14 protein-coding genes are annotated in these 11,958 nt (G+C 34.2%); 5 read left to right on the top strand and 9 right to left on the bottom strand.

Going from position 1 to position 11,958, the window contains the following annotated elements:
• The first annotated feature begins 245 nt into the window (after positions 1-245).
• Positions 246-1,103 carry a DegV family protein gene (locus AC6F8J_RS13630; RefSeq protein ID WP_275840935.1) on the top strand — a complete coding sequence of 286 codons (858 nt, stop codon included), beginning with the start codon at positions 246-248 and terminating at the stop codon, positions 1,101-1,103.
• 5 nt (positions 1,104-1,108) lie between these two features.
• Here AC6F8J_RS13630 and AC6F8J_RS13625 read toward each other — a convergent pair whose 3' ends face one another.
• Positions 1,109-1,963, bottom strand: a complete 855-nt coding sequence (locus AC6F8J_RS13625; protein ID WP_500724084.1) for a prephenate dehydratase domain-containing protein — start codon at positions 1,961-1,963, stop codon at positions 1,109-1,111.
• Between the two features lie 207 nt (positions 1,964-2,170).
• Here AC6F8J_RS13625 and AC6F8J_RS13620 point away from each other — a divergent pair, with 207 nt between their 5' ends.
• Positions 2,171-3,337: a diguanylate cyclase domain-containing protein gene (locus AC6F8J_RS13620; RefSeq protein ID WP_500724082.1), complete on the top strand. Its 1,167-nt coding sequence runs from the start codon at positions 2,171-2,173 to the stop codon at positions 3,335-3,337.
• Positions 3,331-4,554, top strand: coding sequence for a diguanylate cyclase domain-containing protein (locus AC6F8J_RS13615; RefSeq protein WP_500724080.1), 1,224 nt, complete (start codon positions 3,331-3,333; stop codon positions 4,552-4,554). The genes AC6F8J_RS13620 and AC6F8J_RS13615 overlap by 7 nt, the downstream gene beginning before the upstream one ends.
• Positions 4,555-4,596: 42 nt before the next feature.
• On the opposite strand, the gene AC6F8J_RS13610 is transcribed toward AC6F8J_RS13615, so the two are convergent.
• Positions 4,597-4,770: a hypothetical protein gene (locus tag AC6F8J_RS13610; protein ID WP_500724078.1), complete on the bottom strand. Its 174-nt coding sequence runs from the start codon at positions 4,768-4,770 to the stop codon at positions 4,597-4,599.
• Positions 4,771-5,131: 361 nt separating this feature from the next.
• Entirely contained in the window at positions 5,132-5,263 is a 132-nt protein-coding gene (locus tag AC6F8J_RS13605; RefSeq protein ID WP_500724077.1) for a hypothetical protein, read from the bottom strand.
• Between the two features lie 555 nt (positions 5,264-5,818).
• On the opposite strand from AC6F8J_RS13605, the gene AC6F8J_RS13600 reads away from it, so the two are divergent.
• Together AC6F8J_RS13600 and AC6F8J_RS13595 are read left to right on the top strand one after the other, a co-directional pair.
• The gene (locus AC6F8J_RS13600; protein WP_500724075.1) at positions 5,819-6,829 is read left to right on the top strand and encodes a substrate-binding domain-containing protein; all 1,011 of its coding nucleotides are present in this window, start codon (positions 5,819-5,821) and stop codon (positions 6,827-6,829) included.
• A gap of 111 nt (positions 6,830-6,940) precedes the next feature.
• Positions 6,941-7,438, top strand: a complete 498-nt coding sequence (locus tag AC6F8J_RS13595) for an SEC-C metal-binding domain-containing protein (RefSeq protein ID WP_500724073.1) — start codon at positions 6,941-6,943, stop codon at positions 7,436-7,438.
• 96 nt (positions 7,439-7,534) lie between these two features.
• Here AC6F8J_RS13595 and AC6F8J_RS13590 read toward each other — a convergent pair whose 3' ends face one another.
• From AC6F8J_RS13590 to AC6F8J_RS13565, 6 genes are all read right to left on the bottom strand, one after another.
• Positions 7,535-8,695, bottom strand: a complete 1,161-nt coding sequence (locus AC6F8J_RS13590; RefSeq protein WP_500724071.1) for an iron-containing alcohol dehydrogenase — start codon at positions 8,693-8,695, stop codon at positions 7,535-7,537.
• Positions 8,696-8,750: 55 nt separating this feature from the next.
• Entirely contained in the window at positions 8,751-8,957 is a 207-nt protein-coding gene (locus AC6F8J_RS13585; RefSeq protein ID WP_500724070.1) for a hypothetical protein, read from the bottom strand.
• Between the two features lie 9 nt (positions 8,958-8,966).
• Entirely contained in the window at positions 8,967-9,167 is a 201-nt protein-coding gene (locus tag AC6F8J_RS13580) for a hypothetical protein (RefSeq protein ID WP_500724068.1), read from the bottom strand.
• Between the two features lie 493 nt (positions 9,168-9,660).
• Positions 9,661-11,031 (bottom strand): ATP-binding protein, encoded by a 1,371-nt coding sequence (locus tag AC6F8J_RS13575; RefSeq protein WP_500724066.1) that lies wholly within the window; start codon positions 11,029-11,031, stop codon positions 9,661-9,663.
• Positions 11,031-11,711 carry a response regulator gene (locus AC6F8J_RS13570; protein WP_500724064.1) on the bottom strand — a complete coding sequence of 227 codons (681 nt, stop codon included), beginning with the start codon at positions 11,709-11,711 and terminating at the stop codon, positions 11,031-11,033. The genes AC6F8J_RS13575 and AC6F8J_RS13570 overlap by 1 nt, the downstream gene beginning before the upstream one ends.
• Positions 11,712-11,776: 65 nt before the next feature.
• Positions 11,777-11,958 (bottom strand): SHOCT domain-containing protein (locus tag AC6F8J_RS13565; RefSeq protein WP_500724062.1); only part of this gene is annotated, 182 nt, incomplete at its 5' end.

Raw genomic sequence — 11,958 nt, 5'->3', positions numbered from 1 at the left:
GTTCGAATCTCGTTTCGCGCTTTATATAAAACGCCAAATTTCTTATTTAACAAGAATATGGCGTTTTTATTTTAGATTTTACTAATCATATATGCTTTTAAAGTCAAAGTTTCTTTAAGTTCAGATTCAAAATTATCTTCTTTTATGATATTATATCTTTAAGACAGTATAGGATTATAATCAACTTTATTTCGACACCTAATTACGAGCAAGCAAAGCCCAAATACGACTTAAGTGAGGTATCTATGAGTAAAATAGCAATTATCACATGTAGTACAAGTGGACTTGATTATATAAAAGGCTATGAAAATGTAAAAATAGCAAGAACCACCATCATAATGAACCAAAAAGAATACATGGACGGACTTGATCTTAAACCTAGCGACTTCTATAACCAACTGGATTGTCTTGAAGATATTCCTCAAACCGCTCAACCTTCACCAGGCCAACTTCTTGATATCTATCAAAAGCTTAAAGATGAAGGGTATACCGATGCCATTTATATTTCTATATCTGAAAACTTAAGTGGAACCTATCAAGGTGTTTGCCTTTCAAAGAGCTATATTGATGACTTAATTATTCATCCTTTTAATAGTGGTTCAGCCTCTTATATCACAGGCTATATGGCAATGGAAGCCTACCGTCTAGTTGAGGAAGGTGCTTCTGTTGATACTATTTTGAACCACCTTGAAAAAATAAAAGAAAATGATTATATCTATTTTATGGTTGATGATCTTAAATATTTAGTAAAAAACGGCCGTTTATCTAATAGTGCTGCTTTTATGGCTTCCATGTTGAAAATAAAACCGCTCCTTGAAATGAATGAGGAAGGTAAGATTGTAGCTTCTGAAAAAATACGAACCACCAAAAAAGCTATAAACCGAGTCATCGAAAGATTCTTTGAATCCACCAATAACGGTGCCGACACGCGCTTCATTTTCCTTTTTCACACAGAAGCACCAGAGCATCTTGAAACCGTTAAAGCACGTTTTGAAGAAGTTGGCATTGATACATCTTCACTTATTGATGCACCAATTTCACCTGCAGTTGGTTGTCATCTTGGTAAAGGTGTTATCGGCATTGGATATGTTAAGAATTTTTAGTCCAATCACTTTTTCTCATCCTCTTTAGGAAGAACTCTATAATATGAACCTAATATTTTAATATTGTATTTATCATAAACATGAGCAATGGCTTCTCGCACATGCTCATCTTTTTGATAGCACCCATCAATATCTATGAAAAAATTATAATTCCCTAGACCTGTTTTTGTTGGTCTAGATATAATAGATTTTAAATTGATTTTTTCTCTTGAAAAAGTATTCAATATGTCACATAATAGGCCCGGACGGTCTAAATCATCACTAACTACAAAGAAGGTTTTCCAAGATCGATTGGCGACTACTTCTTCATTTAGATGCTGAGATACTATAATAAATCTTGTCTCATTGTCCATGGAGTCTGTAATGTTTTCTATTATCATCCTGAAATCATGACGGTTATGAAGCATATGTATTGGGATAATAGCGCCTACCCCATCATGACCTTTTATAACTTCTTCATAAGACTGACTGTTGCTTGCTGTTGTAATGATATCAACATCTCTAAACTGCTCCAAGAAATCCAAACATTGATTTTCCGATTTAAACTGGGCATATACTTTTTTAATATCTTTGATACACGTACTGTTTCCTACAAAAGCAAATCGAATCGGCAGCACTATCTCATGAATGATCTTGAGGTTCGTATGGGTTAGCAAATCCAAGATGATCTGTACAAATCCATCTAAAGTATTTTCGATGGGTATAACCCCATATTTACAGTTGTTACCTACTGCCTCAAATGTTTTACGCATGGAAGAATAGTAGGCTAACTCCATCTCCAAACTTTGTGTTTCCAGATATTTTTTTGTCGCAAGCTCTGTAAATGTTCCTTTCGGTCCTAGCACTGCAATTTTATCCATTTTCCCAACCTCTTAATCTATAATAATAGTCCTATCTATATGTCTTTAGCTCTTTAACTTTTATATTATCCCACAAACTGATACGACACGCAATCGACTTTATATAATTAAAAAAAAGAAATCAGTTATCCATTGATGGGACCTATATTATATGGTACAATTGACCTATTGAGATTAGAGTGTTGGAATGCCTAAGGGGTAAATACTATGTTGGTTGATCCTATCTATACACTTACAGTAAATGGAAATTTTATTGGTACACTTATCGCTATTGTGATGGTAGGTGCCTTTTCTTTGCTTTCTATTTTATATTATATTTATATTGACAAAGATCGACTGCTCATCTATCTGATTAGTTATTTCACCTTTGTATTCATAAGCTTGTTAACAAGCAATTACTTTCTACTCATACAAATATCCAAACCATCTTCAGTAGATAAATTACTCTATACGACACTCATTCTTTTTCTTGATTATGGCATACTTTTTTCAATTCTATGTGCCACCATATACATTTTCCAACGCAAAAATCCATGGCTTTCTTTCTTTTATTTCATTCTAGTACCAGTTTTTTATGGTCTTAGCCTTTACAACTATCGTTTTATGCTCCCACTATTTATCATCTATTTAAGTTTGGTCATTTTATATTGTTTTTATTTGACTTTATATGAAATAATCCATAGATTTTTAAACAAATATATTCTATATCTCGCTTTTTATCTTTCTCTATTAATTTACTATGCCTTAGTATACTGGATTATTTATAAGTTTGGATCCTTAAGGTCTTACGATTGGATTTTTTCACTGATTTTGGTCTTCATGTCCATCTTTATATTTCTTGTTCGCTATAAAAAGGTTATTCTTGAAAAAGATTACCTTTATGAAAAATTAACCCACGATAGCTTGACCCATTTATACTCAAGAAGCTATTTTCTCAATTCTTTGAACCACATTGAAAAGGGTACCCTACTCTTTATTGATGTTAATTATTTCAAAACAGTTAACGACCAATACGGGCATTTGATAGGGGATCAGCTGCTTGTTGATTTTTCTGACTATCTACTTGAAGGCAATCCTATCAATTTTCTCCCCTGTCGTTATGGTGGAGACGAGTTTGTTCTACTCCTTTATGATGATTCAATTACATCCTTACAGATTCACGATTTCTTAGATGCGCTTTTTGCAAAGTTCAAAATGATTCTAATACAAAATAACATTCCCGACCCATCTATTGGTCTCAGCATCGGTATAGCAGCTTTTCATGATTATTGTGGGCACGATGCTCTTATACATGCTGATTTTTCTATGTATGAAGCAAAAAAAGACGGCAACTATAAAATTGTTGTTCATAATGAAGGGATGGTGGGATGGTGAATATTTTAGACAATACTTTTGATATTAATCTCACTCTACTCGGAACTTTACCCACAATTATAATTTTACTCATTCTAATAACGTTATACATTATTACAACATTGTTTGTGCAGCATCTTAAATATGTGGGCCAAGCTGTTCTTATTGAATGCTCCATACTTATAACTTTGGTGTTCTATTTACTATTGACACATGCTAGCTCCGATCTACAGATTTTTAATTATTCGAGATTGGTATATCTGTCTTATAATTTATTGGCTGTTGTAATCGTAGGTGCCACATCTTGGATGACCAAGAAGAAAACCATCATCCCTTTCATAATCGCTTTTTTTATAAGCACTATCATTATTAGCTTAATCTTTATGAACGATACATTGTTCATAACTAGAGGCGTTCAGTATGGTAGCACGCCCACCGCTGTTAAAGGACCTTATTTTTTTATTTTCCAACTTTATTCCATTTCACTTGCCTTGTATGTGCTAGTCGATTTTGTCCTTCTGTATTATCGTAATAAGCCTATGTTTAAAGAGATTTGGCTTTTATATGGTGCAATCTTACTATATTTAATCCACACTACCTATATAAGCTATATAATTAGTAATTACCCTTATAGCAATCCAAGCTTATATAGGAGCACTTTACTTTTTGCAACCTTAAAAACCATTTATACTTTTAAGATGATCAAAGAGACGATTGTCATGCGTGAGTCATATTATCAAGCCTACCTATATGATGATCTCACAAAGTTATATAGTAGAAACTATGCTCTAGAGAATCTTAATCACTTATTGAATGCTGTCAATCTAAAAGATTATTACCTTGCTATAATTGATATTGATCATTTCAAAATTATTAATGACAACTACGGTCATCATAAGGGTGACCTTGTTCTAAAAAATTTGGGTGAAATATTAAAAAAACTATCTGCCCAGTCCACTTTAAGCGGTCGTCTTGGTGGTGATGAGTTCCTAATTATTTTCAAATCAATGACAAAAGAAAAAGTCCAAAAGTGCTTAGAAAGCATTCTTAAGGACTATAACGATATGATTGCTAAAATAGGAATAAAAATGAATGAAACCCGAACCGGTCTTAGTATTGGATGCATTGCTTTTCATGAAGATATGAAAGAAAAAGATGTTCTATCCATGGCCGATTCCACTATGTATCAAGCAAAAAATAATGGTAGAAATACCATTGTTTTCCTGGTTATAGATTAGGCGAACTTACAAGCTAGGGGATCATCTGGTGAAGTTGTTTTATTAGATTGTCCACCGGTGATTGATGATGCCAACCAAATACCAACCCCCTCCTGCCTCTTCATAAACTAAAATTAGGCTGGACCAATCCATACCCATATATGTAGGGTCAAAGCCAGTAAAATAATACTCAAAGTAATCACCACTTGGATAAATAACCTCCCAATTATCAATCATACTGTCTGTATCGTCGTATTGAATCCCATTATATGGGGATTCATATGATCTTCATCATACACAAAGGCCTCAAAATAATCCAAAGCTGCCATCTAAATCGGATCGCCTGTTCCATTATAAGCGCCCCATACTATAACCAATGAATCTACATCCATATTAGCAACCTGCGCGCCGGTAAAGACCACATCGTTTACAGTATCAAATAAGTATACGGCGTGAATCTAACCCCTTGGGTAAGATGAATAAACGTGAATCAGGTCGAAAAGTCTTGATTACTCATCGCTTCAATGACATCTACTAATGTATTTGAAACACTAGAGCTAGGCCCACTAGAGTTACTTGCAAGCTCTAGCTTTAATGCTTAGATATCATTTTTCAAAGTATTAACCGTCTCTTCTAAGGATAGAATCTCTTTATCCTTTTCCAACAATTGGAATGATAAATGACTGTTTTCCGTTTTAATAGATTCTAATTCACCTGCAATATCTAACACTTGAGGCGGCGAACTGCTACAAGCTGTATATGAATTTCATTCTCAGCATGGCAATTATAGCATATGCTTAAAGCGTCAAAACTATATAGTTGAGCTTTCACATACCATATATGATTACGAATGTATCAATGCAACCTATATATAGTATATGAATTTAGTGAAACTTAGTTTTGTCCCTTTAACCACCATATAGTTATATGGTTTTATAAATAATTGACATTTTAAAAGAAAATAACATTGATTGATTCGAAAAGCTTTTCGTAGTATCCTGCAAGGCAATTTCATGATTTTAGTATCTATTTACATTTCTACTTCCGGCTAATCTTACTAATCTACTGTCTTTTTTCTATGCTTTATGTCAATTGACTTAAATATATCTATCTAGTAAAATGTAACTATTAAACTATGGTTAAGGTGTCAAAACTATATAGTTGAACTTTTGCATACAATATATAGTTATGAATGCATCAACGTAATCTATATATTGTATGTAAATTTAGTGAAACTTAGTTTTGACCCTTTAACCAACTATGAAAATTTTCAAGGAGTGACTAAATGAACATCAAAGATGTGGCCAATTGTGCCGGTGTCTCGATTAGTACTGTCTCAAGGGTCATCAACAATACAGCAAAAGTTAGTGAAGATGCACGAAGAAGGGTGGAGGCCGTCCTAAAAGAAACCGGATATAGACCCAATTCACTGGCAAGAGAACTTCAACAAAACAAAACCTACACCATTGGGGTCCTGATTTGCGTTACAGAGCTAAGTATGAGTTCGCTTAGTCAATCCATCAATGCTATCACCGATGTTTTAAAAGCCAACAACTATAATATCATGCTTGCAAACAGTCGATACCATGCTGATGAGGAATTAAGTATTTTTAATACCTTTAAAGAAAAGAGGGTGGATGGTATATTATATTTTGCTGCAGGTTTTGCTAAGAAACACTATGCCATGTTGAAAAATTATAAGATTCCTATTGTCATGATTGGACAAAAAAGCAATTATATCGATATGCCTTATGTTATTCATGATGATTTCTATGCTGCTAAAACCGCTACAGAGTATTTAATTCAAATGGGCCATCAAGATATTGGCTTTATTGGTTTACCTGATTATGATGAAGCAGCCGGACTAGAGCGTAAAAGAGGGTATAGGTTTGCTCATGAGCTCCACAACCTACCTCTTAACCCAAGTAGAATGACAGAAGGTGACTTTAGTATTGAAAGTGGTTATGAAGCTATGAAAATATTACTTAAGAATCCTTCTGACCGGCCTACAGCTGTTTTTGCTAGCACCGACTTTATGGCTATTGGTGCAATCAGTTGTGCTAACGAAATGGGGTTAAAAGTGCCTGATGACATTTCCATAATGGGTTTTGATGATGTTCATGTTTCAGCTTTCTATCAGCCACCACTAACAACCATCCATACTGACACCCATGCGGTCGGGACCAAAGCAGCAGAACTTCTCCTAAGTCTTATGGATAAAGAAAGCCCTAATAAAATCACCAAATATGTTGCTAGTTACTCTCTAATAGAAAGAGGTAGTGTCCGACCTATATAATAAAATTCCACCTCCACCTATCTGTGAATTTAGTGAAACTTAGTTTTGATTCTTTAACCATATATGCTATAATAATCATTGATTATAGACACAGAAGAAAGGATATCTATTATGTCACTTATATCAGATTGGAAGGATCTTGCCTATCAGGATAGAAACGGGGAAGCATATGATGCTTTTTGGGGAGATTATCTTCCTAAAGAACAGGTTATTTATGAAGCAATACTCACCACACCTAATCAGATTATTAAAGGAACTGTATCTGATTTAGCCAAAACTTACAACATGGATCATAAAACCTTGGTCGGATTCTTGGATGGAATTAATACAAGCCTCAAAGATGAACTTATATTAGAAGATGTCAAAGCAAGTAGCATGGTTCACCTTGATGTCGATCTTGAAAAGCTTTATTTTAATATGTTACATGCTAAAGCTGACTGGCTCTATAACCTCCCTGCTTGGGATAACATATTCACCTTGAAAAAAAGAAAAGAAATTAAAAAATCTTATAATCAATCTAAAATTATCATAAAAGATAAAAAAATAGGACGAAATGATCCTTGTCCATGTGGTAGTGGAAAAAAATACAAACAATGTTGCATGAAATAAAAAGAGGCTGTGTCGAATTCTTTGACATAGCCTCTTTTATAGTATTACGCTTAGTTTTGACCCTTTAACCTTAATTGTTACCAGTAATACTTTCCCTTATAATGCCGCTTCTAAAATTCTTCTTACATCTTGTTTTCTTAAAGCTTTTAAATGACCTATAGTTTCACCTAAAAAAGCATGATCAATAACTTCATCAAAACGTGCATCATCTATTTTCAAATGACTCAACTTACTCGGCATTTCCAAATACTCGTAATACCTTTTAGTACGCTCAATGCCCTTTTTTGCAACTTTCATATCCTCTTCACCAACGATGCCCCATACTTTTCTGGCAAATCTGGCGAATCTAATCACATTTTTTTCATCCAAAACATATTCCATCCAATAGGGGGCCAATATGGCTAGACCATCCGCATGGGTTATGTCATAAATCGCACTTAGCCCGTGTTCAACTGCGTGATTAAACCCTTCAAATGTTTTTCCTCGATTGGCCATCCCACTTAGAGCAACTGCACTTGCCCACATCAAATTGGATCGAGCCTCATAATTGTCAGGCTCGCTCATGGCTTTTTTGCCGTATTTAATGACCGTTGCCATAATGGCTTCACTCATAGCATCCGAGAGCTCTGCCTCATCTTTAGCACTAAAATAAAATTCATATAAATGGGTTAAGGTATCGACAATACCACAAGCCGTTTGATGCTGAGATACAGTATAGGTATAGGTTGGGTCCATTATAGAAAACTTAGGCCACATCCATTCACTTGAAAACCCTCGCTTCTCTTTTAACTGGATATTGCTTATTACAGCGTTACCGTTAAGTTCCGAACCTGTTGCAGAAAGTGTTAATACTACGCCTAAGGGCATAGCCTTTTGAATTTTAGTTTTATAGGTCACAAGTTCCCAAGGGTCACCTGCATAGTAAACACTTGCAGCTATAGCTTTTGCACAATCAATAGCACTTCCACCACCTACGGCAAGAATAAAATCAATCCCCTCTGATAAGCAGAGTCTTACCCCTTCGTTCACCGTTTCTAACCTAGGGTTCACATCAACACCCGAAAGCTCTACATAGCTAATATCACCTAACTCAAAAGCAGCCATGACATCCTCATAAATACCGTTACGTTTTATGCTTCCGTGTCCATAAACCATTAAAACCCTATCACCATATTTTTTTATTTCAATGTTCAAATCCTTAATAGCACCTTCGCCAAAATATACTCTTGTTGGTATGTACATGTTAAAGCTCTTCATCATTTATCTCCCTTCACCGATTTGTTTTCTAACAATAAAAGGCAAACCCATCTTTCTAAACGGATTCACCCTGGCTTATAGACTGATTTTCAATTAATTTATTGTACACTTCAATATCCATAAGAACCATATCAACTCGATTGTTGACCAACACGCCCGCATTCCCTCGGCTATGTACCAGCTCTCTAACGTCTTTGAATCTTCTTCTCAAATCATCACTATTAATCAGAACATCTGCTCTAATCTCTTGAAATCCATGCATACCAGTCCCCTACCCAACTTTTTCTACTTTTAGTTCCTGCCATATCTGATTCAAGACTTCATCCACCTGTTCTTCAGACAGCTTTTCAAAAATCTTATGATTACTATGATGCTCAATGGTGTAACGGTAATCACCTTCATAGTAAATATCGATATTCATTCTTTCGTAGGCAAACTCAACACGCTGGCGCATGTTTTTGAAACGTAACATATCATCACTCTCCCGAAATAATATTAGAATCATCATACCATAAGTCTCGGAAAAAAACAATTAATTTTCATCAATTTTTAATATTTTTTTATCTTGTTTTTAATAATAATTATTATTATTTTAATATAAAGATTTTTTTTTATTATTTTTCAATAATAATATATTATGTTTTTATTAATGTTTAATTTCTTCATTTTAATTATTTTATTAATATATTTTATTATTAAGTTATTCATACAAATAAAAAGACGATTATTAATCGTCTTTTTATTTGTACTATATGATTTATTCTATCTTTGGTTAAAGTGTCAAAACGATATGGTTGAACTTTCACATACCATATATAGTTACGAATATATCAACATAATCTATATATGGTATGTGAACTTAGTGAAACTTAATTTTGATACTTTAACCATCTTTATCTTTTAAAAAGAAGCTTAAGATGCTATGGAATACCATTGTTGATTTAACCAAGGACTAAAACGGCTTCTTACTGAATCTCCTTCGGTATCCAAATATCGAATTCAGTACCTTCACCCAGAATTGAAGTCACAACAACAGTGCCTTCGATTCCTTTTATGTTTTCCTTCACAACATGCAAACCTATGCCTTCTCCTTGTGTTCCTTTAGCATTACTGCCTCGGTAATAAGCATTAAAGATATAGAGTAGCTCTTGTTTATCAATACCTATACCATCATCTTTAATAGTAATATTTATATTTCCTTCTTTTTCTTGATAATCCAGTAGTACTTGGCCTTTAGCATTGGTATATTTATAAGCATTGGTCAAAATATTATAAATTGCCTGGCTCAGCATATAAGGATCTGTTTTCATTTTAATCTTCATATGATTATCGAGTCTCAAAGCCACATCTTTTCTTTCAAATTGGACAGATAAACCTTTTACAATTCTAGTTAACATCGTATGAAGATCAAACTCTTCAATTCTAGCTTTATCCATATCTTGATCTGCATCAATCATACCACTCATATTCTCAATAATCGCTGTTAAATCTTCTATTTGGTTCTCACAGGTTTTTAATTCATCTTTTGAAAAATGAATTAAACCATCCTCATAGCCTTCAAAATGTGACTTCAAAATTGTTAAAGGTGTTCTTGTTTGATGCAATAACGCATCTGTCAGATTTTTTCGACTTCTTTGCTTTAGCTTTAACTTGGATCTTAGTGCTTCCAAGCGTTCCTGTATGATTCGGATCTCCATGACTTTAGATGACTGAATCTCCAATTCTTCTCCAATATCAATCTTCTGTGCCATAACAGACGTATCTGCAAGATCTCTGCTCATTTTTTTGCTCACTATCAAGCCTATAACAACAGATAAAATCAACACCAAACCTATAGATATCAAACTATTGGTAAAAAGTGCCACTCTAAACATCCTTGTTGCCATTGAGTTTTCAAGAGAGCTATAGCGTAAAATATTAAGTTGACCGATTTTTATGCCTCTATCATCTTGGATCTCAATAAAATCCATTTCCTCAAAGAAACTACCCATCATTCTAAACATCATGCCTTCGCGCATCATATCCGGTCCTAATCTCTGTTCTCGTGCCACATCAATCAAAAGCCCACCTTGGGCATCATATAACTTAATACTCGTAATCGGGTCACTTAGATGTGTTTCCATATCCATGGCCATTTGTGTTATATTGGTATTTGATTCTTCCAATATTCTTTTTGAGTAAGAAGTAATTTGTTCCACATGTGCTTTATAATTTTGTGTCGTATATTCAACAAAATATCGATTAATAAGTGCACTAAGAACCAAGGCATTAACAGCTACAGAAAGGACGGCTATAAAGATAAGAACACCTAACCACTGTTGTCTTATAGATACCATCATTTACCTCCAAACATGTAACCGGCACCATATTTTGTTACTAGTATTTCCGGTTTTTTTGAATCGACTTCTATTTTTTGTCGAATACGCTTGATATAACTATCGATATTGCGGTCATAGCCTTCATAATTCACTCCATAGGCTAATCTAATAAGCTGCTCTCTACTAAGAACCTGACCTTGATTTTTGAAAAACACGCATAACAAGCCATACTCCGCAGATGTAATCGTGATCTCCTCTTGATTTTTGTATAGCTTCATGCTTCCAATGTGTAAACTTAAATCTTTGAATCTATAAATCATAGTCTCCGATTCATGATAAACCCTTTTTAATAGGACTTTAATTCTACCCATAAGTTCTCTCGGACTAAACGGCTTAAGAACATAGTCATCCGCACCTTGGTCAAAGCCTTTTATTCTATCTATCTCTTCTTTCTTTGCTGTTAACATAATTACCGGCACATCGGATATTTTTCGAATCTCTTTCAAGACCTCAAATCCATCAATGCCGGGCATCATAATATCAAGTAGGACGAGATGGATCAAAGATTGACTAAAAAGTTCGAGCGCTAAAAAACCATCTTGAGCTATGAGAACCTCATAATCTTCTTTTTCTAGGTATTTAACTACAATATCTCGTATATCCTTTTGATCTTCAACCATCATAATCTGATACTTCATTCAATCACCTCATTCTGATTTTACAGGAGCATGACTGAATTGTCCATCATCCTAAATCTTTCTTCCTACTTTTTTAACAGCAGCTCTTTTTTCTTCATATATTCTTCTTCTGTCAGTTCACCTTGAACATATTTTATTTTCAGAATATCTAGAACATCTTTGTTGTCCTGTCTATGTGTTGATTTGTTAACCAGATAAAAAATTGTGAGGATTACAAGCAATAGAACAGCCGCCATAAACAGCATAT

Source organism: Petrocella sp., assembly GCF_059865615.1.
This window is presented reverse-complemented; position numbering and strand designations above follow the sequence as displayed.